This is a genomic window from Methylobacterium sp. J-078 (genome assembly GCF_022829285.1).
GTDB lineage: Bacteria > Pseudomonadota > Alphaproteobacteria > Rhizobiales > Beijerinckiaceae > Methylobacterium.
The window spans coordinates 61,112-86,537 of the sequence record NZ_JAKSYI010000049.1; the positions used below are offsets into that span (position 1 = coordinate 61,112).

General features: G+C 70.7%; 30 protein-coding genes. 20 read left to right on the plus strand and 10 right to left on the minus strand.

Translation table 11 applies throughout. The features are described from left to right. Positions 1 to 28 precede the first annotated feature (28 nt). Entirely contained in the window at positions 29 to 1,816 is a 1,788-nt protein-coding gene (locus tag MKK58_RS05070; RefSeq protein ID WP_243911069.1) for a hypothetical protein, read from the plus strand. Positions 1,817 to 1,892: 76 nt separating this feature from the next. Then, entirely contained in the window at positions 1,893 to 2,207 is a 315-nt protein-coding gene (locus MKK58_RS05075; protein WP_243911070.1) for a porin, read from the plus strand. 12 nt (positions 2,208 to 2,219) lie between these two features. On the opposite strand, the gene MKK58_RS05080 is transcribed toward MKK58_RS05075, so the two are convergent. Genes MKK58_RS05080 through MKK58_RS05090 form a run of 3 tightly spaced genes read right to left on the minus strand, consistent with a single transcriptional unit; the run spans position 2,220 to position 4,183 of the window. Continuing rightward, positions 2,220 to 2,708, minus strand: coding sequence for a hypothetical protein (locus MKK58_RS05080; protein ID WP_243911071.1), 489 nt, complete (start codon positions 2,706 to 2,708; stop codon positions 2,220 to 2,222). Further along, the gene (locus MKK58_RS05085; RefSeq protein WP_243911072.1) at positions 2,692 to 3,069 is read right to left on the minus strand and encodes a rod-binding protein; all 378 of its coding nucleotides are present in this window, start codon (positions 3,067 to 3,069) and stop codon (positions 2,692 to 2,694) included. Before MKK58_RS05085 ends, MKK58_RS05080 begins: the two co-directional genes overlap by 17 nt. A gap of 40 nt (positions 3,070 to 3,109) precedes the next feature. Next, positions 3,110 to 4,183 (minus strand): flagellar basal body P-ring protein FlgI, encoded by a 1,074-nt coding sequence (locus tag MKK58_RS05090; protein ID WP_243911162.1) that lies wholly within the window; start codon positions 4,181 to 4,183, stop codon positions 3,110 to 3,112. Between the two features lie 306 nt (positions 4,184 to 4,489). On the opposite strand from MKK58_RS05090, the gene MKK58_RS05095 reads away from it, so the two are divergent. Beyond that, complete coding sequence (locus tag MKK58_RS05095; RefSeq protein ID WP_243911073.1) at positions 4,490 to 4,912, plus strand: flagellar assembly protein FliX; 423 nt, start codon at positions 4,490 to 4,492, stop codon at positions 4,910 to 4,912. 54 nt (positions 4,913 to 4,966) lie between these two features. Here the strand turns inward: MKK58_RS05095 and MKK58_RS05100 are convergent, their stop codons facing one another. Then, positions 4,967 to 5,512 (minus strand): ferritin-like domain-containing protein, encoded by a 546-nt coding sequence (locus MKK58_RS05100; RefSeq protein WP_243911074.1) that lies wholly within the window; start codon positions 5,510 to 5,512, stop codon positions 4,967 to 4,969. Between the two features lie 491 nt (positions 5,513 to 6,003). On the opposite strand from MKK58_RS05100, the gene dksA reads away from it, so the two are divergent. Continuing rightward, a complete protein-coding gene (gene dksA / locus MKK58_RS05105) occupies positions 6,004 to 6,423 on the plus strand; it encodes an RNA polymerase-binding protein DksA (protein WP_243911075.1) in 420 nt (139 codons plus the stop codon). Positions 6,424 to 6,467: 44 nt separating this feature from the next. Here dksA and flgH read toward each other — a convergent pair whose 3' ends face one another. From flgH to flgF, 4 genes are read right to left on the minus strand one after another with little or no spacing between them, the layout of a single operon-like run. Further along, positions 6,468 to 7,229 (minus strand): flagellar basal body L-ring protein FlgH, encoded by a 762-nt coding sequence (flgH, locus tag MKK58_RS05110; protein ID WP_373320884.1) that lies wholly within the window; start codon positions 7,227 to 7,229, stop codon positions 6,468 to 6,470. A 48-nt stretch (positions 7,230 to 7,277) separates the two neighbouring features. Next, positions 7,278 to 8,342: a flagellar basal body P-ring formation chaperone FlgA gene (flgA, locus tag MKK58_RS05115; protein ID WP_243911076.1), complete on the minus strand. Its 1,065-nt coding sequence runs from the start codon at positions 8,340 to 8,342 to the stop codon at positions 7,278 to 7,280. Positions 8,343 to 8,356: 14 nt separating this feature from the next. Continuing rightward, the gene (flgG, locus tag MKK58_RS05120) at positions 8,357 to 9,148 is read right to left on the minus strand and encodes a flagellar basal-body rod protein FlgG (protein WP_238279421.1); all 792 of its coding nucleotides are present in this window, start codon (positions 9,146 to 9,148) and stop codon (positions 8,357 to 8,359) included. 12 nt (positions 9,149 to 9,160) lie between these two features. Next, entirely contained in the window at positions 9,161 to 9,901 is a 741-nt protein-coding gene (flgF, locus tag MKK58_RS05125; RefSeq protein ID WP_243911077.1) for a flagellar basal-body rod protein FlgF, read from the minus strand. 270 nt (positions 9,902 to 10,171) lie between these two features. On the opposite strand from flgF, the gene fliL reads away from it, so the two are divergent. From fliL to MKK58_RS05165, 8 genes are all read left to right on the plus strand, one after another. Then, positions 10,172 to 10,678, plus strand: a complete 507-nt coding sequence (gene fliL, locus MKK58_RS05130) for a flagellar basal body-associated protein FliL (RefSeq protein WP_243911078.1) — start codon at positions 10,172 to 10,174, stop codon at positions 10,676 to 10,678. A gap of 54 nt (positions 10,679 to 10,732) precedes the next feature. Continuing rightward, positions 10,733 to 11,950 carry a flagellar motor switch protein FliM gene (gene fliM / locus MKK58_RS05135; protein WP_243911079.1) on the plus strand — a complete coding sequence of 406 codons (1,218 nt, stop codon included), beginning with the start codon at positions 10,733 to 10,735 and terminating at the stop codon, positions 11,948 to 11,950. Positions 11,951 to 11,959: 9 nt separating this feature from the next. Beyond that, the gene (locus MKK58_RS05140; protein WP_243911080.1) at positions 11,960 to 12,481 is read left to right on the plus strand and encodes a DUF6468 domain-containing protein; all 522 of its coding nucleotides are present in this window, start codon (positions 11,960 to 11,962) and stop codon (positions 12,479 to 12,481) included. Further along, positions 12,478 to 13,260, plus strand: coding sequence for a MotE family protein (locus MKK58_RS05145; protein WP_243911081.1), 783 nt, complete (start codon positions 12,478 to 12,480; stop codon positions 13,258 to 13,260). The genes MKK58_RS05140 and MKK58_RS05145 overlap by 4 nt, the downstream gene beginning before the upstream one ends. 132 nt (positions 13,261 to 13,392) lie before the next feature. Then, positions 13,393 to 14,061, plus strand: a complete 669-nt coding sequence (locus tag MKK58_RS05150; protein WP_409565190.1) for an invasion associated locus B family protein — start codon at positions 13,393 to 13,395, stop codon at positions 14,059 to 14,061. A 101-nt stretch (positions 14,062 to 14,162) separates the two neighbouring features. Next, positions 14,163 to 14,564 carry a hypothetical protein gene (locus MKK58_RS05155; protein WP_243911082.1) on the plus strand — a complete coding sequence of 134 codons (402 nt, stop codon included), beginning with the start codon at positions 14,163 to 14,165 and terminating at the stop codon, positions 14,562 to 14,564. A 125-nt stretch (positions 14,565 to 14,689) separates the two neighbouring features. Continuing rightward, positions 14,690 to 18,073 carry a hypothetical protein gene (locus tag MKK58_RS05160; RefSeq protein ID WP_243911083.1) on the plus strand — a complete coding sequence of 1,128 codons (3,384 nt, stop codon included), beginning with the start codon at positions 14,690 to 14,692 and terminating at the stop codon, positions 18,071 to 18,073. Positions 18,074 to 18,244: 171 nt separating this feature from the next. Continuing rightward, entirely contained in the window at positions 18,245 to 18,418 is a 174-nt protein-coding gene (locus MKK58_RS05165; RefSeq protein ID WP_243911084.1) for a DUF3606 domain-containing protein, read from the plus strand. 93 nt (positions 18,419 to 18,511) lie between these two features. Here MKK58_RS05165 and fliP read toward each other — a convergent pair whose 3' ends face one another. After that, entirely contained in the window at positions 18,512 to 19,279 is a 768-nt protein-coding gene (gene fliP, locus MKK58_RS05170) for a flagellar type III secretion system pore protein FliP (RefSeq protein WP_243911085.1), read from the minus strand. A gap of 86 nt (positions 19,280 to 19,365) precedes the next feature. After that, a complete protein-coding gene (locus MKK58_RS05175; protein ID WP_243911086.1) occupies positions 19,366 to 20,790 on the minus strand; it encodes a hypothetical protein in 1,425 nt (474 codons plus the stop codon). A 361-nt stretch (positions 20,791 to 21,151) separates the two neighbouring features. On the opposite strand from MKK58_RS05175, the gene MKK58_RS05180 reads away from it, so the two are divergent. The 8 genes from MKK58_RS05180 (at position 21,152) to flhB (ending at position 25,409) form a co-directional block, all read left to right on the plus strand. Further along, on the plus strand, positions 21,152 to 21,637 hold the full coding sequence (locus MKK58_RS05180) for a nucleoside deaminase (RefSeq protein WP_243911087.1): 486 nt from the start codon (positions 21,152 to 21,154) through the stop codon (positions 21,635 to 21,637). A gap of 4 nt (positions 21,638 to 21,641) precedes the next feature. Then, positions 21,642 to 21,857, plus strand: coding sequence for a molecular chaperone-like protein (locus MKK58_RS05185; RefSeq protein ID WP_243911088.1), 216 nt, complete (start codon positions 21,642 to 21,644; stop codon positions 21,855 to 21,857). Positions 21,858 to 21,969: 112 nt separating this feature from the next. Further along, positions 21,970 to 22,392: a flagellar basal body rod protein FlgB gene (gene flgB / locus MKK58_RS05190; protein ID WP_243911089.1), complete on the plus strand. Its 423-nt coding sequence runs from the start codon at positions 21,970 to 21,972 to the stop codon at positions 22,390 to 22,392. Positions 22,393 to 22,427: 35 nt separating this feature from the next. Further along, positions 22,428 to 22,838: a flagellar basal body rod protein FlgC gene (flgC, locus tag MKK58_RS05195; protein WP_243911090.1), complete on the plus strand. Its 411-nt coding sequence runs from the start codon at positions 22,428 to 22,430 to the stop codon at positions 22,836 to 22,838. Positions 22,839 to 22,866: 28 nt separating this feature from the next. Then, positions 22,867 to 23,181, plus strand: coding sequence for a flagellar hook-basal body complex protein FliE (gene fliE, locus MKK58_RS05200; RefSeq protein WP_243911091.1), 315 nt, complete (start codon positions 22,867 to 22,869; stop codon positions 23,179 to 23,181). A gap of 86 nt (positions 23,182 to 23,267) precedes the next feature. Continuing rightward, on the plus strand, positions 23,268 to 23,534 hold the full coding sequence (fliQ, locus tag MKK58_RS05205) for a flagellar biosynthesis protein FliQ (RefSeq protein WP_243911092.1): 267 nt from the start codon (positions 23,268 to 23,270) through the stop codon (positions 23,532 to 23,534). An 18-nt stretch (positions 23,535 to 23,552) separates the two neighbouring features. Then, complete coding sequence (gene fliR / locus MKK58_RS05210) at positions 23,553 to 24,317, plus strand: flagellar biosynthetic protein FliR (protein ID WP_243911093.1); 765 nt, start codon at positions 23,553 to 23,555, stop codon at positions 24,315 to 24,317. A gap of 24 nt (positions 24,318 to 24,341) precedes the next feature. Then, positions 24,342 to 25,409 carry a flagellar biosynthesis protein FlhB gene (gene flhB, locus MKK58_RS05215; RefSeq protein ID WP_243911094.1) on the plus strand — a complete coding sequence of 356 codons (1,068 nt, stop codon included), beginning with the start codon at positions 24,342 to 24,344 and terminating at the stop codon, positions 25,407 to 25,409. Positions 25,410 to 25,426: the final 17 nt, after the last annotated feature.

Consider the following 25,426-nt stretch of genomic DNA (forward strand, 5'->3'; position numbering starts at 1 on the left):
CCATGCGCCCACACCCTGCGAGGTCCCGATGAGCATCGCGCCCTTCAATGCCAGCACCTTCGTGGGCGACCGCAACACCGCCAATCTGGTCGGGTTGAAGGGGCGCCTCGATACGCTGACGAATCAGCTCGCCAGCGGCAAGACGGCCACGACCTATGGCGGCCTCGGCGTCGGGCGGACCACCAGCCTCAGCGCGCACGCGGCCCTGTCCGCCCTCGACGGCTACGATGCCGCCATCACGGGGGCCACCACCCGGGTGGCTCTCGCCAACACCAGCGTGACGCAGGTCAACACCCTCGGCGCCACGCTGCAGCGTTCCCTCACCGCGAGCAACGCCTCGACGGCCACCAACACGCCCAAAATCGCGCGCGACAGCCTCGATGCCGCCGTCGACGCCCTGAACGTCGACCTGGGCGGACAGTACATCTTCGGCGGGCGCGCCACCGATTCCCCGCCGGTGGCCTCCACGGACGCGATCCTGAACGGGGAGCCGGCGGCGGGCCGCGACGGGCTGAAGACCCTGATCGCCGAGCAAAAGGCCGCCGATCTCGGCCCGAACGGCAACGGGCGCGTCGGTGCGAGCGCCGCCGGCACGGTGGTGACCCTCAGCGAGGAGGGCGCCGGCGCGGCCGGCACCGAGGCCCGCGCCAATTTCGGCTTCCGGCTGATTTCGGCCACGAGCTCCAACACCGCCGGGATCACGGCCAGCACGACGACGAACGCCACCACCCCGGACGTGACCTTCACCATGGCGGCGGCACCGGCCGAAGGGGAGCGCATCCGGGTCGCCGTCAACCAGCCGGACGGCAGCCAGAGCTTCGTCGACCTGACGGCCCGGGCCTCAGCGGCGACGGGAGATGCCGACGCGATGCCGGTCTTCGCGACCGCCGCCGAGGCGCAGACCTACCTGAACGACCGCTTCAAGGCCGTCCCCGTCGCCAGCATCCAGGGGCCGGCCGCCCTCGACCTCCAGGCGAATTTCGGCACCGGGACCCCGGCCTCGCTGACCCTCGGCATCGCCGGCACGCCGAAGGCGGGCGACACCGTGACGGTCAACGTCGCCCTGCGCGACGGCACGACCCAGAGCCTGACGCTCACTGCCCGCGCGAGCGCGGACGCGACCTCGACGACCGATTTCGCCCTCACCGGCGATATCGCCGCGAACCTGTCGAAAGCGGTCAACAACGCCCTGAGGGGCGCGGCCACGACGACCCTGAGCGCGAGTTCGGCCTCCCGCGCCGCGCAGGACTTCTTCGCGGGCTCGGCCTCGCCCGGGCTCGCCCCGCGCCGGGTCGAGGGCGACGGCTATGCCGGGCAGGCCAGCGCCAAGACGGTGATCTGGTATACCGGCGACGACACGGCCGCCGATCCGCGTGCGACCGCCACGGCGCAGATCAGCGCCAACCGGGTGCTCAACATCGGCGTGCAGGCCAACGAGGCGCCGATCCGCGCCGTCCTCTCGGGGCTTGCCGTGATCGCGGGCGATTCCGGCACCAGCGGCGCCGCCGGAACACCGGAGGCCCAGCGCTTCACCGCGCTCTCCGACCGCGCTCGCGACCTGCTGGTTTCCGACACGGCCAAGGACGGTGTGCCCGGCATCGCCAGCGATCTCGGCCTCGCCGCGAGCACGCTCGCCAACACCAAGACGTCGAACCGGTCGAGCCGCGTCGCGCTCGAAGGCTCCCTCGACGGGGTGGAGAACGCATCGGCGGAGACCGTCACCGCGCAGCTCCTGCAACTGCAGACGCAGCTCCAGGCGAGCTACCAGGTCACCTCCATGCTCTCGAAGCTGACCCTGGTGAACTATCTCGGCTGAGCCCGCATCCGGGCGGCTTTGCGCGTCGGCCGAGATGGCCTAACCCTGGGGCAACGTCACCCACGGGGCCCGCACCATGAACGATGCGATTCGTGCCGGCTTGATCTGCGCCGTGCTCCTCGGCGCCGGGCCCGCCCGCGCCGCGGAGCGACCGGTGCCGCAGCCGCAACGGGAGGCGATGCTGCCCTGTCCCCGGCTGGGACCCGGCTTCGTGCGGGTTCCGGGGTCGGCGACCTGCGTGCGGGTGAGCGGCCGCGCGGTGGCCGGTGTCGATATCGGCACGCAGCATTCCGGCCCGGTCACGGCGGGCCAGCTGTCCATCGACACCCGGAGCGAATCGGATCTCGGCCCCGTGCGCGCCTTCGTGCGCATGGGCCACGGCCGGCCGTAGGTCCGACGACGCTCAGAGGCTGCGGGACAGGACCAGGGGCTGGCTGCGGGCGACGCCGCTGCGTCCATAGGGGGAGGGCCCTTGCGAGGGCCGGCCGTAAACCGTCGGCGTGCGCGCCCGGTTCATCTCGTCGGCCAGGGTCTTGACCAGGCCCTCCGACACGGTCCGTGCCGTGGCCAACACCGCCTGGTTCGTCTCGACGCTTTGCGTGAAGCGCGCATGGGCGGCCTTCAGGGCAGCGATGCCCTCGGGTGCGAAGCGCGCGAGCGCGATGGCGTTGGCCTTGATCGCCTCCAGGCCCTGGAGGTAGGTGGAGGCGAGACTGGTCTTGCGCTCGGTCTCGGCCAAGCCCTCGCGCAGGCGCCCGACGCGGACATGGCCGCTCTCGCGGGCGAGCAGCGCCTCGAGGGCGTCCAGGCTCGCCATCACGGCGGAGACGAGGGTGGCGGCGCCGGCCCGGTCGGTCACGCGGGGAAGCTGGTTCTCAGTTGGTCGCTGCACCGGTGCCCTCCTGCATCTTCATCATCTCGCGGAAGACGCCGTCGGCGATGCCGACGCCGCCGCTTTTCACGATCTGCGCGGCATATTCCTTGGTGAGCATCGAGCGATAGACGCCGCCGCCGGTGCCGTTCTCGCCCAGGGGGCCGTCGGTCCCCTCGGACTGCGCGAGGCGATCGAGCGACTGCTCGAGGAACATCGACTCGAAATCGGTCGAAGCCTTGCGCGCCTTGGCCTCGGCGGCCGTCTTGGCCGTGGAGGCCGTCGCGGAGCCGACCGCGCCCTGCACGGATTTGGCGATATCGCCGACGATGGCCTTGCCGACCCCGAGGGCGGCGCTGGCGGCGAGTGGTGCGAACAGCATGGGTGTCACCTCGCTTGGCTGAGACGGAAGGGGGCCGGCATCACATCACCTCGATATCGGCCTGGAGGGCGCCCGCCGCCTTGATGGCCTGCAGGATCGAGATGAGGTCACGGGGGCCGATGCCGAGGGCGTTGAGCCCGTCGACGAGTTCGCGCAGGGTCACGCCCTCCTTCACGAGGGCGAGCTTGTTGCCGTCGCCGGTATCGACCTTGACGCCGGTGCGCGGCACCACCGTCGTCGTGCCGTTCGAGAAGGGCGCGGGCTGGCTCACCTGCGGCTGCTCGGTGATGGTCACGGTGAGGTTGCCCTGCGCGATCGCCACGGTGGAAACCCGGACATCGCGGCCCATCACGATGATGCCGGAGCGCTCGTCGACGATGACCCGCGCGGTCTGGTCGGGCTCGACCTTGAGCTGCTCGACCTCGGTGACGAGGCGGATCATGTTGCCCGTGTAGCGGGCCGGGATCTGCAGGGTGACGGTCGCCGGGTCGGTGGGCTCGGCGGTGTCGGCCCCCATGAAGTCGTTGATGGCGGCGGCGATGCGCTTCGAGGTCGTGAAATCGGGATTGCGGAGCGACAGGCGCAGGGAGCGCATGTCGTTCATCTTGAACGCCATCTCGCGCTCGATCATGGCGCCGTTGGGCACGCGTCCGTTGGTGGGAACGCCCCGCGTGATCTTGGCGGCGTCGCCTTCCGCCGAGAAGCCCGCGATGGCGACGGAGCCCTGGGCCAGGGCGTAGACCTCGCCGTCGGCGCCGAGCAGAGGCGTCACCAGCAGGGTGCCGCCCTGGAGGGACTTGGCGTCGCCCAGCGACGACACGGTGATGTCGATGCGGTTTCCCTGCGTGGCGAAGGGCGGCAGGCTCGCGGTGACCATCACCGCCGCGAGATTCTGCGTGCGCATGGTGGCGCCCCGCGTGTTGACGCCGAGGCGCTCCAGCATCGCCTGCAGGGACTGCTTGGTGAAGGGAATGTTGTTGAGGGTGTCGCCGGTGCCGTTGAGGCCAACCACGATGCCGTAGCCCACGAGCTGGTTCTGGCGCACCCCCTCGACGCTGGCGAGATCCTTCACCCGCGACAGCGCCCGGGCTGGCGCCACATGGCCGAACCCCATCGCCAGTGCCAGCAGGCAGAGGGCGAGGCGGCGGAGCGGGCTGGAACGGGCAAACCGATCGGACATGGCGCACTTCGAGACGGACGGGTCCGGAACCATCTGCCAGGAGCGTGCCACGCCTCCAATATTCCTCAAGTCATTGTCAAAAAAAGATTTTTCGGAAACGCCCCGGCGGGGTGGTAAGGCGGTCGCAACCGCCTTTCCTGCCGACCCGGCAGCTTCTGCCGAGCCGTTTGCAATTCGTTAACCACGCCGGCCGGATTCTGAGCCCGTTGGGCGGACCATCGCCCCGATCGGTCTCAAGCCATGCGCGTCGACACCCGCTTCGTCACCACAGCCGCCGCCGCCGGAACACCGCGTCGGGCCGAGGGCGCCCCCGCCTTCGCGGTGTCGAATCCCGGCGCCGCCCCCAGCAGCGCCGCCGCGACGCCCGCCGCTACCCTGGCGGGCCTCGATGCGATCCTCACGCTCCAGACGAACATGGACACGCCGGAGGAGCGCCGCCGCCGCTCGGCCAGGCGTGGCAACGATCTCCTCGACGGGCTCGACCGGCTCAAGGCCTCGCTCATCATGGGCCGCGTCTCGACGCGGGACCTCCAGGCGATCGCTTCGCGCCTCGGCGAACGGGCCGGCGTCAGCGGCGACCCCCGCCTCGACGGGCTCGTCGCCGAGATCGAATTGCGGGCGGCCGTCGAGATCGCGAAGCTCTCGGCCACCCGCGCCGCCTGAGTTCCGGGACGCCGCATCGGTGGCATCCCGGAGAACGTTTCGGCAAAGGCCAGATCAGGCCTTGGACTTGCCCTTCGCGCGCGGCGCCGCTTCGGTCTCCTCGACCGCTTCGCTGGCCTCTGCGTTGAGCTGCTCGGCGATCTGGCTGAGAAGCGCGTCGGTCTTCTTCTCCTCCTCCAGGGTCTGCTCCAGCAGCTTTGCGGCGTCCTCGTAGCCGAGCTGGCGCGCCCAGGTCTTCAGGGTGCCGTAGCGGGCGATCTCGTAATGCTCCACGGCCTGGGCGCAGGCGGCGAGCACCGCGTCGGCGGCGGGGCTGTCGGCGAAATCCTCCAGATCCTCCTCCATCTCGGAGGTGATGCCCTGCATGGCCTCGCAGGTCTTGGCCCGGGCCGGCTTGCCGATGATCTCGAACACCTGGTTCAGGCGCTCGACCTGCTCGGCGCTCTCCTCCGCATGGGTCTCGAAAGCGTTGCGCAACTCCGCATGCTCGGCGGCCTTGGCGGACTTCTTGAGGGCACGGACGGACTGCTTCTCGGCATAGTAGACATCCTTCAGCGTCTCGTAGAACGCATCGTGAAGGGTCTTCGTCTTGGTGGCCATGACGCTTGCTCCGAATGATAGATGATGAGGAAACGAGTTATCGGGCCCGGCCCCAGACCTTCCTCAGGTGAGGGGCAGACTTACAATCGTACAAATCGGCCGGTGTTCACGTCAGGCGAACTGAAAAGTCCGGATCAGCCTGCGTTATGCTCGGATGCCAGCGCGTTTCGACGGCGCCGAGCCCAACGTGAGCCTCTCGCAGCGGTTCCGCGATATCGGCGGGTCGGTCCGGCTCCGGGCCGAGACGCCTGTGGATCGACCGGACGCGACGCCTGCATTTTAACGCAGGACAGCGTGGCCGTGACAAACAGGCGTCGCTGTCGCGTGTCGGCCTTCGCCTCCAAGTGCTTACAGCCGTTGCGTGTTTGCCGCAGCGCGGAAATCATCCGTGAGGATTGCGGTGGGCGGCGTTCACGATGCGTTGTCGTGGCCTGGCCCCTGCATTATAGCCACGCGAAATGATCGCCGCGAACCGGCTGCAAGAGGCGCGAATGGCGAAGGTCACGATTGAGGACGGGTACGTACCGAGTGAGCACGAGCCGTTCATGAATGATCGGCAGCGTGAATATTTCCGCCGAAAACTTATGAGCTGGAAATCGGACATCCTCCGCGAAGCGCAGGATACGCTGGTGGCACTCCAGACCGAGAACGAAAATCACCCCGACCTGGCGGATCGTGCCTCGTCGGAGACCGATCGGTCCATCGAATTGCGGGCGCGCGACCGCCAGCGCAAGCTCAACGGCAAGATCGACGCCGCGCTGGCCCGGCTGGAGGACGGTTCCTACGGCTATTGCGAGGAGACGGGCGAGCCGATCTCCCTGAAGCGCCTCGATGCCCGACCCATCGCCACCCTGTCGCTGGAAGCGCAGGAACGCCACGAGCGGCGAGAGCGCGTCTACCGCGACGATTAGGGACCGGCAGCGCGGGGGGGCGCCGCCCCCGCCTCGCCCGCCGCTCAGAACGGCAGGATCACATCCACCAGTTGCTGGCCGTAGCGCGGCTGCTGGACGTCGCTGATCTGACCGCGGCCGCCATAGGCGATGCGGGCCTGAGCGATCTTCGTCGACTCGATGGTGTTGTCGGACTCGATGTCTTCGGGACGCACCACGCCGGCCACGATGAGTTCGCGCACCTCGAAGTTGATGCGTATCTCCTGCTTGCCCTCCACCACGAGGTTTCCGTTCGGCAGGATCTGCGTGACGATGGCGGCGACGCTGGTGGTGACCGTCTCGTTGCGCTGAACCGAACCGGCGCCGTCGCTCGACGAGGTCGAGGTGGCGTTCAGGAGCTTGTCGGCCGCGATGCCCGCCGCCGCGACCCCGGCGTTCTTCTCGAGGCCGAAGGCGTTGGGCAGGCCGAAGCCCTCGGCGTTGGAGCGCGAGCGCTTGGTCTCGTTGTTCAGGTTCGCCTTGTCGGTGACGTTCACCTTGACGGTCACGAGATCGCCGATGCGCGCCGCCCGCTGGTCCTTGAAGAAGGCGCGCGAGCCGGTCCGCCAGAGCGAATTCGGCGCGTAGGAGACGGGCTGAACCTCCGGCATGGGCAGGCGCACCGGCTTGTACCCGGCCTGCGCCGTCGGGTCCTCGATCGCCGAGAGGGCCGGGGTCGCCCCGATCTGCGAGAGCCGGTCGACCGTGTTGCAGGCGCCGAGCGCGGTGCAAAGCAGCGCGACGGCCAGGGGGCGGGACGCATGGTGGGTCATCGGGCGGGGAAGCATCGGGACCGAACCTTTGGAAAACCGGATGGACGGGCCGACCGCGAAGGGTCAGCGCTGAAGGGCGGGCGCGTCGAGGGCGGCGCTGGCCTGCCGGATCGCCGGGGCGGGGCCGACCGAGACGCGGCCGGGGCCGATCACGGTGGCCGACAGGATCTTCTTCGAGATCGGGTTGGTGACCGTGATGGTGGCGCCGAGGCGGCCGCTCTCGTTGGCGAGGGCCCGCAGGGAGAGGTTGAGACCGGGCGCGTCGAACACGATGGTGACCGCCTCGCCGCGCGCGACGAGATCGGGCGGCGCGAGGTCGCCGGCCCGCAGGATCGCACCCGCGCTGAGGCCTCGCTGGGCCACCTGACCCACAAGCCCGCCCTGGGACGCGCCTTGAGCGTCCGGCGGGGTCGCCTCGCGCGGGCGCCGCTCCAGGGTGATGTCGGCGGCGGTGACGGCCTCGCCCCGGTTGAGGGCGCGGCCGAGGACGGCGACCTCGCGGATCTCCACGACCTGGCCGGTGACGCGCAGGGAGGCCTGGCGCTCGCCGAGCGTGATGAGGGCGGCGATGCGGCGCGAGCGCGGATCGTAGGCCACGTCGAGGGCGGAGGCCGGCCCGTCGAGGTCGACGGGGGCCAGCAGCACCGGCGCCTCGCCGTCGAGGCGCACGGCGAGGTTGCGGGCATCGAGGGCGTGGCCCGCCTCGAGGGCGCGCTTGAGGGCGGCCTCGATCTCCGGCGCCGTGACCCGGCGCGCCGAGCGCAGCACCGAGACCTGGACCCGACCGCCCGTCTCGACCGCGCCGAGGCCGAGGCCCGCGACCGCGTCGGCGATGCGCCGGGCCTGGATCGTGCCGGTGGCGCCCAGCGCCGGCGCCCGGAACAACGGACGACGGGCGGCCTCCGCGGAGGCGCCTTCCACGAGGTCACCGAGGGTGAGGACGTCGCCGCGCGCGGTGACGTCGCCCCGCAGGCGCAAGGGGCCGTCCCCCCGGTCGTCCTGCGCCAGCACCTGGACGACGAGCAGGCAGAGAGCCAGGACGGCGAGCAGGGCGCGGCCGACGATCCCGACGCTGAGGGTGGCGACCCGGGTGGGGCGATAGGGCGTGATCTGTCGCAGAGCGTGCATGGTGAGGAGCCCGGTCAGCTGCGGAACATCTGGGAGGTGGTGGAGAGCATCTGGTCGGCGGCCGTCACCACCTTCGAGTTCATCTCGTAGGCGCGCTGCGCGGCGATCAGGGAGGAGATCTCGGTGACGGCGTTGACGTTGGCCTCTTCGAGGTAGCTCTGCTGGAGGTTGCCGAAGCCTTCGGCGCCGGGCAGGCCGTTGATGGCCGGGCCAGAGGCGGCGGTCTCGATGAACAAGTTGTCGCCGATCGATTCGAGGCCGACCTTGTTGACGAAGCGCGAGAGCTGGAACTGCCCGAGCGCCTGCGGCGCCGTCTGGCCCGGCACGGTCGCCTGCACGGCGCCCTGCGCGCTGATCGTCACCGAAGTGGCGTTGTTGGGCACCGTGACGCCCGGATCGACGAGGTAGCCGTCGCGGGTGACGAGCTGGCCCTGCGCCGAGAGGTCGAACGAGCCGTCGCGGGTGTAGGCGGTGCGGCCGTCCGGCAGGGTGACGCGGAACAGGCCCTCGCCGCGGATCGCGACGTCGTAGTCCTTCTCCGTGCTCGTGAGCGTGCCCTGGGACATCACCCGCGCGGTCGAGGTGGTCTTGACGCCCGAGCCGATGGCGAGGCCGGCGGGCAGCTGGGTGTTCTGGTCCGAGGTCGAGGAGCCGGCCCGGCGCAGGTTCTGGTAGAGCAGATCCTGGAAATGCGCCTGCTGGCGCTTGTAGCCGGTGGTGCGCAGGTTCGCGATGTTGTTCGAGATGACCTGGACGTTGAGTTCCTGGGCCGCCATGCCCGTGGCGGCGGCGTAGAGGGCGCGCATCTGCGGTGTTCCTTACGCGACGTCGGCGAGGCGGCGGATTGCCGTCCCGCGCAGGTCGTCGAGGCGCGAGATCACGCCCGAGACCATGGTGTAGGTGCGGTTCACGTCCATCAGCCGGGTCATCTCGACCACGGGCTTGACGTTGGAGCGCTCGAGGGCGCCCGCCTCCACCCGGCCCGCGAGGCCCGCGGCCTGCGGCTGGGCGGTGGAGCCGTAGAGGTTGGCTCCCTCGTTGGTGAGGGCCTGCGGGTTGGCGAAGGTGACGAGGCGGACGCGGCCCCGGATGCCCAGGTTGGTGGAGACGGTGCCGTCCGGGCCGATGGCGATCCCGGTCTCCTGCTGACCGATCTGGATCGGGCCGCCCTCGCCCTGCACGGGGTAGCCGTCGCTGGTCACGAGGGTGCCCTGCGCGTTGGTCTCGAAGGCGCCGTTGCGGGTATAGCGGTCGCCGTTCGGCGTGCGCACCACCAGGAACGCGTCGCCCCGCACGGCGACGTGGAGCGGGTTGCCGGTCTGCTCGATCGGCCCCTGGGCGAGGTCGAGGGCGGTGCCCTGGTCGATGACGTAGGAGACGCGCCGGTCCGGCTTCTGGAACGAATCGGCGCTCGCCACCGGCATCAGGTATTCCTGGAAGCGGCTGTTGCGGGCCTTGAAGCCGTTGGTCGAGACGTTGGCCATGTTGTTGGCGATGACGTCCAGCTCGCGCTGAAGCGCGACCTGGCTCGAAACCCCCACGAACAATGCGTTCTGCATGAAACCCTGAGCCCCGACGAGCGACGACGTCAGGGTGTCCGCACGGTGCGTGCCAATCGTCCGAGATCCGATTTTCCGTTCAATCTGAGAGGTTTATGCCGAGGCCGCGTGACCCGCGGCGGGGGACGCGCCGCGCCGCGCGGCAAGTCCGACCCGGCAGCTTTTGCCGCCTTAACGACGCGTTAACCCTGTTCGTCCGATATCGTCGATGAGGGCCGATGCGTAAGCCGCGCCGGCCCGGAGATCCCGTCCCATCCCCGAGGTTCCGCCATGGCCAAGAAGCCGAAGAAGGCCGCGCCCGAGGGCGAGGAGGGCGCCGAGGGCGAGGCCCCGAAATCCGGGAAGAAGAAGCTCATCGTCATCGGCGCGGTGGTGCTGGCGCTCGCGGGGGGCGGCGGGTTCTTCTTCATGAAGAAGAAGGCCGGCGGCGACGGGCACGGCGATACGGTGGCCGAGGTCAAGAAGCCGGTCGTGTTCCTCGATGTCCGCGAGATGATGATCAACCTCGCCAGCGAGCCCGGCCAGGACAAGACGCGCTTCGCCAAGATCAAGGTCGCGATCGAGCTGAAGGACGCCAAGGTCGAGGGCGAGGTGAAGCCCCTGATGCCGCGCATCGAGGACGCCTTCCAGGTCTACCTGCGCGAGCTGCGCGCCAGCGACCTGTCGGGCTCGGCCGGCATCTACCGCCTGCGCGAGGAATTGCTGCGGCGGGTGAACGTCGCGATCCATCCGGCCCGCGCCGAGGCGGTCCTGTTCAAGGACGTGGTCGTCCAGTAGCCGGCGCGGCCGGCGGAGCGGGACGACGAGAACCATGCGAGTGACGAGAGTCTGATGGCCGGACCGGACGACGCGATCGACGAGGACGACTGGGCGGCCGCACTCATCGCCCAGAACGGCGAGGGCGGGGAATCCTCGCTCGCCGACGAGTGGGGCGCCGCGCTCGCCGAGCAGGGCACCACGACCCATGCCAGCGACGTCGCCGCCGAGTGGGCGACGATGATCGAGGACGGGGAGACCGACAATCTCCCCGAACTCGCCGGCAACGACCGCATCCTGAACCAGGACGAGATCGACGGCGTCCTCGGCTTCTCCCTGCGCGAGCTCTCGGCCTCGGGCGCGGGCGGCGTGCGCGCCATCGTCGATTCGGGCGTCGTCCAGTACGAACGCCTGCCGATGCTGGAAATCGTCTTCGACCGGATGATCCGGTTGTTGTCGACGAGCCTGCGCAACTTCTTCCAGGACAACGTCGAGGTGACGTTGGACAACATCACCTCGGTGCGGTTCGGCGACTACCTCAACGCGATCCCGCTGCCGACTCTGCTCGGCGTGTTCCGGGCCGATGCCTGGGAGAATTCCGGCCTCGTCACCGTCGAGTCGAATCTCGCCTACTCGACCCTCGATCTGCTGCTCGGCGGCAAGCGCGGCGGCTCGTCGACCCGCCTCGACGGGCGGCCCTTCACCACCATCGAGATGCAGCTCGTGCGGCGCCTCGTGGAGATCATCCTCACGGACCTCGAACTTTCGTTCCAGCCGCTCTCGCCGGTGCGCTTCGCCATCGACCGGATCGAGACCAACCCGCGCTTCGCCACCATCACCCGGCCCGCCAACGCCGCGATCCTGATCAGCCTCAAGCTCGACATGGACGGGCGCGGCGGTCAGCTGCAGATCCTGTTCCCCTACGCCACCATCGAGCCCATCCGTGAACTGCTCATGCAGAGCTTCATGGGCGAGAAGCTCGGGCGCGACCACGTCTGGGAGAGCCACCTCGCGACCGAGATCTGGCAGGCCGACGCCGCCATGGAGGCGGTGCTGCACGAGATGATGCTGCCCCTGAAGAAGGTGCTCTCCCTCAAGGTCGGCGACACCCTGATGTTCGACACCAAGCCCTCGGACCTCATCGCCGTGCGCTGCGGCGACTGGGCGCTGACGCAGGGGCGCATCGGCCGGATCGACGACAACATCTCGGTTCAGCTCACCCGGCCCCTGCGCCGGTCCCGCACCACCCTCCAGGCCTTCGAGGCCTCCATGAACAACCGCACGGACGGGTGACGCATCGCCATGAGCCTCCTCGTCACCCTCGCGGCCGACGTCCTCGTCGCGATCCTCCTCGTCGCCAGCATCGTGTCCTCGGTGCGGCTGAGCCGGCGCATCACCAAGCTCAAGGCCGACGAGGCGGCCCTGCGCCAGACGATCGGCGACCTCGTCATGGCGAGTTCCACCGCCGAGCGCGCCATCGTGGGCCTGCGCGCGACCCTGGACGAGTGCGACCGCACCCTGACCGAGCGCCTCGGCACCGCCGAGCGCTATGCCACGGACCTCGCCGCCCATGTGGAGGCCGGTGAAACGGTGATCGCCCGCATCGCCTCGATCGTGTCCCAGGCCGCCCCCGGCCGCGCGCCCCCACGCCCCACGGCTCCCGAGGCCGTGGAGCGGCGCGATCCCAGCGAGATCGTGGTGGCCCCCTTGCGCGCCGCCCCCGCCCCGGCGAGCCCCAACGGCGAGCGCCTCGGGGTCGCCGCCGCCGCCGCGCTGGCAATGTCGGAGCGGGCGCTCGGGCGCCTGCGGAGCAAGGCCGCGTGAAGAAACCGGGCCGCCTCGTCCGCCTGCCGCAGCCGCGCCCCTTCCGGCTGCGGCTGATCGATGCCGTGACCCTGGCGGCGGCCGGCTTGCTCGTCCTCAAGCTCTCGGCCATCGCGGTCGAGGAATCGAAGCCCGGCGCGCCCCTGCCGGATTTCGCCCGCGTCCTGGCCAAGGCCCGCACCAACTACGAGCCGTCGGACCCCGCAACGACGGGGTCGGTGACCCCCAAGGAGCCCGAGAAGCCCGCGCCCGAGCCGGAAAAGCCGGCGCCGCGCCCTCCGCCCCCGCCCGAAGCGATGCCGGCCTCCGAGCGGGCGTTGCTGGAGCGTCTCGCCGCGCGCCGGGACAGCCTGAAGCAGCGCAGCGATGCGCTGGACCTGCGCGAGCAGCTTCTCGGCACCGCCGAGCGCAAGCTCGAGGAGGGCGTCGACACCCTCAAGCAGAGCGAGGAAAAGGGCGAGGGCGGTGGCTCCCAGCGCGCCGAGGCCGAACGGGCCGCCCTGAAGAACATCGTGACGATGTACGAGACCATGAAGCCGAAGGATGCCGCCCGGGTGTTCGACCGGCTCAACCTGGAGGTCCTCGTCCCCATCGTGCTCGCGATGAACCCGCGCAAGATGGCCGAGGTGCTGGCTCTGATGCAATCGGAGCCGGCCGAGAAGCTGACCGTGGCTCTCGCCAACCGCGCCCGGGGCCAGGGCGCGTCCCCCGCGCCGACGGTGGCGGCAGGGCTCGGGCCCAACGAGCTTCCGGCGATCGAGCCCACCGGCCGACGCTGAGGATCGCGGATGCGGCCCCCCGGGAAACGGCCCGGCGGCGCCCCGCCTCCATTGCGCCGCGCGCCCTCGGCCATTAGGGGCAGGCCATCCGGTAGGCCAGGACGCGCCCTCCGGGTCCGGGGAGCCATCATCGTGCCGTTCACCAGCCTGATCAGACCTCTCGCCGTCCTGGCGATCACGCTCGCCGCCGCGAGCCCGATCCGCGCGCAGGACGCCGAGGCGCCCGAGCCCGCGGCGGAAGCCCCTGCCAAGCCGAAGCCCCGCAAGCCAGCCCCTGCGAAACCAGCCGCTCCCAAGCCCGCCACGCCGGCGGCCACGACGCCTGCCGCTTCGACCCCGGCGGCCATCTGGCCCATCGGCGCGACGTCGCTCAGCGAGGTCTACGGGGACTGGACGGTGACCTGCGCGCGCGCCGACGTCGCCGTCGCCAAGACCGAATGCGCGGTGATGCAGGCCCAGGGCGCCAAGGGCCGGCGCGAATTCGCCATCGAGATCCGCCCGCCGTCGGACGGACGCGCGCCGGGGTTCATCCTGATGCCCCTCGGCCTCGCGATCGAGCCCGGGCTGACCTTCAAGCTCGACGACGCCGTCCTCGGCAAGGGCGCGCCCTTCCTGTCCTGCAGCCAGGAGGGCTGCCTGGTGCCGATCGCCCTGCCGACGCTGGCGACCGACACCATGAAGACGGCCAAGAACCTCCTCGTCTCGGCGATGAAGCCCGAGGCGAAGGACCCGACCGTGATCAGCGTTCCGCTGACCGGGTTCGCCCCGGCCCTGGCGCGTGCCATCGCGTTGGCGAACTGAGCGCCCGGGCAATTCCGGAACCTCGGCCCGCAGCTGGGCCTGTGAAGGGCGCTTTCGGCTCGACCCGGCGGCGTGATCGTCATCACCTCAGGAGACGCGCCATGATCCACCCCATGCTGGCCGCCGCGACCATCGCCGGGCTGCTGCTCGGACAGGCGGCCGCCCAGGAGGCACGCCCGCCCGCTCCCCCGGAGCCGCCCTCGGGTCCGGCCGCCCCGGAGACGCCGGCCGACCGCCAGAAGAACAACGCTGCCAAGCTCGCCGGCCTCGTGGCCTTCGTGCGCATCCACTGCCAGGATCTGCGCACGGACGACGCGCGCTTCCGCGGGGTGGTGACGGGGCTCGGCGTGCCCTTCGACGACCTCGAGGCCGGCGACCTGCATCTGCGGGCTCTGGCCTATGCCGAGGTCTATGCCCGGGACATCCCGACGAACTGCACCCGTGCGGCGGAGAATTTCGGCGAGACCGGCCGTACCATTCCGCGCCTCTTCGCCAAGCGGTGACCCGCTCCGCCCAGGCGCATTAAGCGCGCGTTAGCCGCGACGGGGGAGAGTAGCCGAACTTGTAGCGTCCGGTGGCAGGCCCCGTGGAGGGACCCGGCCGCCGATCGGGGTTGGCGTATCCTGCGATGGTTCTGCGTGCCGGTCCCGCGATACGACGGCGTCGGCCCTGGGCCGGCCTGTTCGCGGCATCGCTGGTCGCAGGAAGCCTGTGGTGCGGCGGTGTCGCCGAGGCGGCGCGCCTGACCAGCATCAAGGGCGCCCAGGCCGAGCGCTACGGACGCATCGTGCTCAGCTTCGACAGTGCGGTCTCCGTCAAGGCGCGGGTTTCGGGTTCCGTATTGGTGCTAAGCTTCTCGGAGCGCTCGGGTGCCGCCGCCGAGCGCATCGCCATCGAGATGCCGGATTACGTCTCCGCGGTCCGGCGCGATCCCGACGGGACCGGCCTGCGGCTCGCCCTCCAGAGGCCCTACCGCGTCAACGTGCAGGAGGCGGGCGAGACCGTCTTCGTCGATCTCTTGCCCCAGGACTGGGCCGGGCTGCCGCCGGCCCTGCCGCCCGAAATCGTGGCCGAGCTGTTCCAGCGCACCCGCGCGGCGGAACTCGCCCTGAAGGCGGCGCGCCCGCCGGTCGAGCCGACGCTGCTGCGCCTCGAACTCGCCCAGCTTCCGACCCTGACCCGGCTCAGCTTGCGCCTGCCCCCCGGTGCCACGTCGCCCTTCGACACCGTGGGGCCGGCGACCCGCGTGACCGTACCGGGCGCGTGGCGGATCGACGAGGCCGCCACCCGCGGCCGGCTGAAGCCCGCCATCGAGTCCCTGCAGGTCGAGCCCGATCCCGCCGGCCCGCGCCTCCTCGTGACGCCGGCGCCCGGCTACGAGATCCGCACCTTCCGCGACGAGGACGGCGTCACGGTCGATGTCGCGCGCGTGCCGGCGCCGGACAAGGCCAAGTCGGGACAGGACAAGACCGCTCAGGACGGCGCGGCTCCGGACAAGGCGGGCGCCGAGGCGATCGCCGCGTCGCAGAAGGCCGCGGCCGATGGAGTAAAAGCAGGCGAGGCGTCGCGCCCGCGTGGCGCGGCCGGCGGCGAGACGCGTGCGAGGCCGCCCGCCGATCCGGTCGTCCAGCGCCCGGCGGGTCCTGGCATGGTATTCCCGTTCCAGCGCATGCCCCCCGCCGCCCTGTTCGAGCGGGCCGGCATCGCCAATCTCGTCTTCGAGACCGCCGAGACGGTCGTCGTGCCGGTCGGGGACGCGCTCCTCACGCCGCTGGGCCCGCCGCTGCGGCAGGGGCGCGCCACGGTGCTGCGCTTCCCCGTGCCCCGCGACCGCCTGTTCGACCTCGTCCCCGCCGGGCCGACGGACGCCCCCACCGGCTGGGAACTCGTGGCGAGCGAGAACCTCGCGGCGAGCGAATCCCTCGCGGCGATCCGCACCACGGACGCGGCGGGTCGCATCGCGGTCTCCGTCCACCTTCCGCGCCCGGGAGCGGCCTCCTGGCTCGACCTCGATGGGGAGCGCATCGCGGTGGTGTCGGGCTACGGTCCGAAGCCGGCCGGCATCCCGAAGCGGCAGGTCTTCGTCGATTTCGAGCTGCTGCCGAGTCGCCAGGGGGTCGCCGTGCTGGCCCAGGCCGACGACCTCCTCGTGCGCCCGGACATCGACGGCGTCGCCATCGGCCGGGACGCCGGCATGGCCGTCTCGGGTGTGGCCCGCGCCGCCGAAGGCCCCCTCGGCGTCCTGAACGATCTCGCGATCGAGCGGGCCCCCTGGGAGGCGGCCCAGCGCGGGGACGTGCGGGAATTGCTCCGCGATCAGCTTCAGGCCGCCGCCGACGCGCCCCGCGCCGCGCGCGGTCCGCTTCGGATGATGCTGGCGCGCAGCCTCCTCTCCAACCGCCTGGCGATCGAGGGTCTCGGCGTGTTGAAGGCCGCGGCCGGCGAGGATCCGGTTCTGGCCGGACAGCGCGACGTTGCGATGCTCACCGTCATCGGCAATGCGCTGATGGGCCGGATCGGGGATGCCCGCAGCGGCCTTGCCGCCGAGCTCCTCCGGAACGACCCGGAAGCGCGCCTGTGGCAGGGCTATCTCGATGCCGAGGAGGGGCGCTGGTCGAACGCCGACGGCGCCTTCCGGGCGACGGCGGGTGTGCTCGACCGCTACCCCGACGACCTCCAGGCCCGGCTGCGGAGTGCCGCGGCCGAGGCCGCGATCGAGACCGGCGACTGGGATGCGGCGAATCGGCAGATCATCGCCGCGACCCGTGGCGCCGACCGGCCGATCCAGGAGCACCTCGCCTTCCTGCGCGCCCGCATCGACGAGGTCACCGGACAGACCGTGGCCGCCCTCGACGCCTACGAGCGCCTGAGTGGGAGCACCGAACCCGGCATCGCCGCGGCCGCCCGGCTGCGCGCGACGATGCTGGGTCACGCCGCCGGCAAGATCCCGGTGGCGGAGGCCATCGAACGGCTCGAGGTGCTGGCCCTGTCCTGGCACGGCGGCGACCTCGAGCCGCGGACCATCGCGAACCTCGCCAAGCTCTATGTCGAGGGCGGCCGCTGGCGCCAAGCCTTCCTGACCGCGCGGCGGGCCGACGCCATGGGCCGGGACACGGCCCTGGTGCGGGAGGTGCACGACATGGCGCAGGCCCTGTTCGACGACCTCTTCCTCGGCGAGCGGAGCGCGAAGCTCACCGGCATCGAGGCCCTGGCGCTGTACTTCGACTTCAAGGATTTCGCCCCGATCGGCCGGCGCGGCGACGAGATCGTGCGGCGTCTCGCGGACCGGCTGGTGGAGCTGGACCTGCTCGATTCGGCGGGTGAACTCCTACAGCATCAGGTCGACCACCGCCTGCAGGGCGCGAGCCGGGCGAGCGTGGCCGCGCGCCTCGCCGCGATCCGGCTGATGGACGACAAGCCGCTCCAGGCGCTCCAGAGTCTCGACGCGACCTATCTGCCGGAACTGCCCGAGGACCTGCGCCGGGCGCGCTCCCTTCTGCGCGCCCGGGCCCTCTCGGACCTGTCGCGCACCGACCTCGCCCTCGAGACCATCGAGGGCGAGCCCGGCCCGGACGCAGCCCGCCTGCGCGCCGACATCCTCTGGACCGGGCGGCGCTGGCGGGAGGCCGGCGAGGCGCACGAGGCCCTGGTGGGCGAGGCCTGGCGCCGACGCGCGCCCCTCGACGACACCGCCCGCACCGACATCCTGCGCACCGCCATCGCGTACGGGCTCGCGGGCGAGAGCCTCGGCCTCGAACGCCTGCGGGCGAAGTTCGCCGGCCCCATGGCCGAGAGCGTCGATGCCCGCACCTTCTCGCTCCTCACCCAGGCCAACGCCGTGCGCACCGCCGGCTTCCGCGAGATCGCCCAGAAGGCGACCAGCGCCGAGACCCTTCAGGCCTTCCTGGCGGAGTATCGCAAGCGCTACCCCGAGAGCGCCGTGCCGGCGCCGGCCAAGCGCGACCCGGATGCCCGCGCCGACGCGCAAGGGCCGGCGACGCCGCCCGGCTGAAGCACCGGACGCGGTCTCGCCCGGGCTGCGGCGCTGCGGCGTAAAAGCCTCTCGCGATTCGTGAAATTCGCGTCGTGTGGCGGCAACAAAAGCGCGGAGGCGACGTTCTCAATCCAATCGCATCCCTCTTTGCGGCGACCCCGACGCGCCCCGCACATCAAAGGCTTCGCCATGCTCACGGAACCCTTAGATTCGAAGTCCGGCAAGACTCATCTCGACATTTACGACAGCCAGCAGCGCAGCACGATGGCCTCGCGCCTCGGCGTTTCTGAGGACCGCCTGAAGCGGGCCGTGCGTCTCGTGGGCACCCGCATCACCACCCTGAAGAGCTACCTCGAGCGCTGATCCGCGCCGCGATACGGGATGAATACGTGAGGGCGCCCCCAGTGGGCGCCCTTCTGCGTTGGGAGGGGTGCTTCGCCCGACGCAGGTCGGTGCTCAGACGCCGTAGCTCTGGATCAGCGACCCGGCCACCAGGGTCCAGCCGTCCACCAGAACGAAGAAGATCAGCTTGAAGGGCAGCGCGACGGTGGCGGGCGGCACCATCATCATGCCCACCGCCATCAGGATCGAGGCCACCACGAGGTCGATGATCAGGAACGGGATGAACAGCAGGAAGCCGATCTCGAAGGCCCGGCGCAGTTCCGAGATCATGAAGGCGGGGGTGAGGACTTCGAGGCCGACCGCCTCGGGCCCGGCCGGCAGCGGAGCTTTGGCCATGTCGAGGAAAAGCTTGAGGTCCTTCTCGCGGACGTTGCGCAGCATGAAGGTCTTGAACGGAGCCGAGGCGCGCTCGAAGGCGACGCTCTGGGTGATCTGCCCGGCGATCAGCGGCTCGATGCCGGTGCGGTAGGCCTCCCGCCCCACCGGAGCCATCACGAAGGCGGTGAGGAACAGGGCGAGACTCGTGATGACCGCGTTGGGCGGTGCGCTCTGCGTGCCGAGCGCCGAACGCAGGATCGACAGCACCACGATGATCCGCGTGAAGGACGTCGCCATCACGAGAACGGAGGGGGCGAGCGCCAGGACGGTGAGGAGCGCGACGAGCTGGAGCGCGCGCTCGGTGACGCCGCCGGTGCCGAGATCGACGGACAGGCTCTGGGCGTGCGCGGCACCCTCCGCCAGGGTCAGGCCCGCCCCCGCGAGGATCGCCGGAGCGAGGGATTTGCGCAGGGAGCGATTCGGTCGGTACAGGGCGCGTGTCATGCCGGTTCCGGTGGGTGCGACGCGGCTCGGCCGCGCGCTCCTCTTATCATCCGGGCTCCGGCGCGCATCCCCGCCGCGCCGCGCGCCTAATGCTTGCGGTCGAGGGGGCGTCCGAGCAGGCGGGCGAACTCGGCCTCGATCTCTTCCACCGAGAACGGGTTCGGGCTGGCGGGCGCCGGAGCGGGAGCAGGCGGCTCGGGCGGTGCGGGGGCAGGGGCCTCGGCCACGGGCGGGGGGGCAACCGGCTCCTCGACCTGGGGAGCGTCCGCGACCACGGCGTGGACCACCGGCTCCTCGTGGGGCGTCACTTCGACGGAAGCCTCCGGCGCGGGGGGCTCGACGAAGACCGGTTCCGACGGAACCGGCTCCGGCTCGGCGGTGTGCATCGACGGCTCCGCCTCGCGGAACAAGCTCTCGTCCAATGCCTGTTCCGGCGTGGGGTCGGGCTGTGCGGCGGTGGCGGCCATCGCGGCGGCGATCGGGTCGACCGGCTCCGCAGGCTCCGGATGATCCGCCGTGGGAACGAGGTCGGGCTCGGGCGGCGGTGCGAACGCGTCCTGAGCGGCGTCGTGCGGAGCCGGCGTGGAAACCGGCTCGGGCTGGGCCGAAGCGTCCAGCTGCTGCCGGGCTTCGGACGGCATGGGCGCGGCGGGACGCACGGCCGCCGAGGGCCGGCGCAGGGCCTCCTCCAATTGCCGCGCCATGTCGGACAGGATCGCGGCGTCGATCGCCCGGGTGGCCGGCGGTGCGACCACCGGAGCGGGCGCATCGGGGAGCGGCGCCGGCGCCGGCTCCGGCTGGCTCAGGGGCATCCGGACCCGCTCGGCGAGGGCGGCGGGCACGAGATTGACGAGGGACGGTGGCGCGCGGCGGATCACCCGCGCGAGCTGCGATTCCTTGCGCGGCGGCGCTTCGCTCGGCGGGGCGGGGCGGAACAGGTCATCGGGCTCCGGCTGCGGCGGCAGGTCGAGGGGTCGCTTGACGACGGGTATCGCCTCCGATCCGGGCACGGGGGCCGGCACCACGAGGGGCATCTCGAAGCTCGGCTCGCGATAGGCCGCGGCCGGCGCCTGGGTCGGCAGGGCCTGCGGCGGCGAGGCCTGAGGAAAATCCACGTGCGGGCCGGGGCGCTGCGCGCCCGGCGCGACCATGTCCTGAACGGGCTCGGAGGGTTCGTCGTAGGCGGTCTCCTCGGTCGCCAGCCGTGCGTTGATGCCCCGTGTGATGTTGCGTTCCACCACGACGTCGTTGGGGCCGCCAACCAGAAGCAGGTGCTCGACGTTGTCGCGCCGCAGGAGGATCAGCTGACGCTGCCGGTCCAGTTCGTAGATGTCGACGATCCCGAGGCGCGGCTGGCGCCCGCGCGCGGCGGTCTTGCCCGCGAAGGCGGTGCCCCGTCCGGTGAAGCGCCGCAGCACGAGGAGGCCCGCCGCCAGAACCAGGAAGATGATCGCAAAGATGATCGCGAACTGCAGGGAGAAGGGACCATCCGAGCTGAAGAACGATGACAAGACCGGGGTCTCTCGCTTTTAGGGGCTCGTGGCCCGACGCAACACTAGTGGTCTCAGTATCATGGCGCCGCCGGTGCGGGGCAATAACGTTAAGACTTCGTTAACAGGTCCTTTGCGGGGATCGACCTCGCCCCGGCGCAGCAATGGCTTGCGCGACCGCTGAGGGGCGCCCGATCCGGTCACGGGCCGGCAGGGCATGGGCTATCCACACGGCGAAGCCGACACGCGAACTCCATCCCGACGATCTTCGCGGGATCGGGTTAGCCGCGCCTCAAGGCACTGCCCGGAGCGGCTCTCGAATCGGGACCCCGTGTGGATGCCGCCGCGTTTGCTTCCCGAAGAGTCGAGGGAGACCGGACCCGTGCCCCAGGAAGATGCCCGTCACGACGACCACCTGCGCGATGCCGTCGCCCTGGCCCGTGAGAATGCCCGCTCGGGCAGCCGTCCCTACGGGGCGGTGATCGTGCGCGACGGAACGGTGCTGGCCCGCTCGGTGAACACGATCACGCTGACGAACGACCCCACCGACCACGCCGAGATGGTGGCCCTGCGCGAGGTCAGCCGCCGCCTCGGCACGCCGAAGCTCGAGGGCTGCATCGTCTACGCGAGCGGACGTCCCTGCCCGATGTGCCACGCGGCCATGCGCCTGTCCGGCATCCGCGAGGCCTACTTCGCCTTCAGTGCGGAGGAGGGGGCGGAGCATGGCCTCCTCGATGCCGGCATCTACGCCGAATTGTGCCGTCCCCTGTCCGAGCAGCCGATGCGGGTGGCGCACCGCCCGGTCGCGGAGGCGGAGCACCCCTACGCGCTCTGGCGCGATCGCCAATCTGCCGCGCGGGAGGGCTGAACCCTTGACCGTGCCGCGCTGGATTCCCTTCCTGGCAATCGCTCTGATCCTCGCGGCCGCGATCACCGTCGGCTTGCTCTGGAGCCGGGGCGCGATGCGCGCGTCCCGCGACGACGCGCGGGGCAGCGGGGCACCGGCCGCCTGCGCCCCCTTGAACCCGACCGTCCCGCCGCCGCCGGACTGCCCGCAGGCCCGTTCCCCGACGCAGCGCGCGCCCTGACCTCGGAGCGCCGATCTCCGCCGTCATCTTAACGCGGTGTTAACCATGAGGGCGGCAGATTTTGCCGGTCCCACCGGGCAGATTCTTCCGGGCGTGGGGAGGGTCCGCCACCATGTCCGTCACCGACCTTCCCATCCTCGGCATGCTGCGCACGCGCATGCAGTGGCACCAGACCCGCCAGAAGCTCCTCGCCGAGAACGTGGCCAACGCGGACCTGCCGGGTTTCAAGCCGCGCGACCTCGCGAGCCCCGAGCTCGGGCGCCCAGGGGGCGGCCTCGCGCAGCCGGCGGGCGCGGCCACGGGCGCAGGCCTCGCGGTGACCAACACCGCTCATATCGGACCCGCCGGCGGGCCCGAGGGCCCGGGGGCCGACCCGCGCCGGGTGAAGGGCTTCGAGATCCGGCCGAGCGGCAACGGCGTCAATCTCGAGGAAGAGATGATGAAGGCCGGCGACAACCAGGCGGACTACCAGATGGCCGCCTCGCTCTACCAGAAGAGCCTGGAAACCCTGAAGATCGCCATCGGGAAGCGCTGAGCGATGATGTCGGCTGACCGGAGGGAGCGCGCCCCGTGGACTTCCTGAAATCCCTGACCACCGCCGCCTCGGGCCTCAAGGCCCAGTCGAGCCGGATGCGGATCATCGCCGAGAACATCGCCAACGCCGATTCGGCCCCCGCCACCCCCGGGGCCGAGCCGTACCGGCGCAAGATCCCGACCTTCAGCAGCCAGGTCGACCGCGAGACCGGCGCGGCCCTCATCGAGACGGGCCGCGTCCGCCGCGACACGGCACCCTTCCGCACGAAGTACGACCCCGGCAACCCGAATGCCAACGCGAAGGGCGAGGTCGCGATGCCCAACGTCAACGGGCTGATCGAGAACATGGACATGCGCGAGGCCCAGCGCTCCTACGAGGCCAACCTCAACATGATCACGGCGACCCGCCGGATGGTCGCCAAGACCCTCGAGATCCTCAAGGCCTGATCCTCGCTCCACCTGAAAGCCCGCCGCCATGACCACCAACGCCTTTGCCGCCGGCGCCTACGCTGCGATCCAGAACATCGGCGGCAAGGGCGCGCCCAAGATCGCGCCGGCAGGGCAGGCCACGGGCTCGAATTTCACGTCCCTCCTGTCCTCGACCCTGGATTCCGTGGGCGAGGCGGGGCGCCGGGCCGACAGCCAGGCCATTGCGGTGGCGGGCGGCAAGGCCAACGTCGTCGACGTGGTCACCGCCGTGGCCGAGAGCGAGACCGCCCTGCAGACCCTGGTGGCCGTGCGCGACCGCGTGATCTCGGCCTACGAGGAAATCATGCGCATGCAGATCTAGCACCGGATCTAGCCCGCAGATCCCGTCCGACCGCAGGCCTTTTCCTTCGTCCCCCGTTCGCCCAGCCGCGAGATGACATCGCCCCCATGACCGGTCTCGCCATCATCGACGTCGCCCGCGACGGCATCTTCGTCTTCCTCAAAGTGGCCGGGCCGATCATGCTCGTGGCCCTGGTGGTCGGCCTCGCCGTCTCCCTGGTCCAGGCGCTCACGCAGATCCAGGAGCAGACCCTGATTTACGTGCCCAAGATCGTGGCGGTCTTCGCCACCCTGCTCCTCATGCTGCCCTTCATGGGCGACGCGCTCGGCAGCTACATGACGCGCATCGCCGCCCGCATCGTCTCCGGCGGCTAGAGCCTGCTATGAGAGGCCATGAACCTCCTCCTGCCGGGCATCGCGGCGGCCTACCTCCTCACCTTCGCGCGGATCGGCACCCTGGTGATGCTGATGCCGGGGATCGGCGAGCAGCTGGTTTCGCCGCGCCTGCGCCTCGCCTTCGCGCTGCTGCTGTCGCTGATCCTGTTCCCGGCGGTGCGCCCGCTCCTGCCGATGCAGGGCGGCGCCATCGCGGGGCCGGGCCTGATCGCGCTCCTCATCGGCGAGTTGCTGGTGGGGCTCATGCTCGGGCTGACCGTGCGCATGGTGCTCGCCGCCCTGCAGACGGGGGGCATGATCATCTCGCAGCAGCTCGGCCTGTCCTACGCCATGACGGTGGACCCGACGCAGGGCGGACAGCAGGCGGCGATCGGCAACTTCCTGGCGCTCCTCGGGGTCACGCTGATCATGGCGAGCGACCTGCACCACGTGGCCCTGGAGGCGATCGGGCGCAGCTACGTCCTGCTGCCGCCGGACGGCGTGCCGGGCCTCGGGGAGGCGGCGAGTCTTGCCCTCAAGGCGATCACGCGGGGCTTCGCGCTGGGCGTGCAGATCGCCGCGCCCTTCATCGCCTTCGGCATCCTGTTCAACGTGGGCCTGGGGGTGCTGGCGCGCCTGATGCCCCAGATGCAGGTGTTCTTCGTCGCCGTGCCGGCCTCGGTCCTCATCGGCATGCTGCTGCTTCTGGGCAGCCTCGGCGTGATGATGGGCGTCTTCCTGGACGATATCGGGCGCTATCTCGCCGATCTCACCGGGCGCTGAGCCCCAGCCGGGGAGGCTGATCCGATGTCGGACGAGGCCGATCCGGAGGACAAGACCGAAGACCCGACCCCACGGCGGATCGAGAAGGCGATCGAGCAGGGCAACGTTCCCAACAGCCCCGAGATCAACACCTTCTTCATCCTGGCCGCCTTCACCATGGCGCTGCTGATGGCCTCCGGCTCCATCGCGCAAGGCCTTGTGGCGAGCCTGCGCGGCTTTCTGATGAACGCGCACCAGGTCCCCTCGGACCCGACCGCCTATACGGAGATGGGCATCCGGATGCTCATCATCTGCGCGCAGGCACTGGTGGTGCCCGTCGCGCTGGTCGTGGTGGCCGGGCTCGCGGCGGGCTTCGCGCAGCATCCGCCCGTATTCAGCACCGAGGCCCTGGGTCCGAAGTGGGACCGGGTCTCGCCCATGGCCGGGGTCAAGCGCATCTTCGGCATGGAGGCGCTGTTCCAGTTCCTGAAGGGGCTGGCCAAGCTCGCCATGGTGGGGATCGTCGGGGGCACCATACTGTGGGGCGAGCGCGACCGGCTCGAGGTGTTCGCGCGCCTCGATCCCGCCGCCACCCTGGCGGCGATCCTGGGCCTCGCCCTGAAGATGATGGCCGGCATGCTCTGCGTCTTCGTCGCCATCGCGCTGGGCGACGCCCTCTACCAGCGCCACCGCTGGCGCAGCCGCCTACGCATGTCAAAGGAGGAGATGAAACAGGAGCACAAGGAGAGCGAGGGGAGCCCCGAGGTGAAGGGTCGCATGAAACAGTTGCGCGCCCAGCGCGTGAAGAAGCGCATGATGGCCGCCGTGCCCGACGCCACCGTCATCGTCACGAACCCGACCCATTACGCCGTGGCCCTGCGCTATGAGGCCGGCATGGCCGCGCCGATCTGCGTCGCCAAGGGCGTCGACAGCCTCGCCCTCAAGATCCGCGCTGTGGCCAAGGAGCACGACGTGCCCATCCTGGAGAACCCGCCGCTCGCCCGCGCCCTGCACGCGACCGTGGAAATCGACGAGGAGATCCCCGCCGAGCACTACCGGGCGGTGGCCGAGGTCATCGGCTACGTGATGCGCCTGCGCCGCCGCGTGGCGTGAGGAGTCGCGCTTGCACC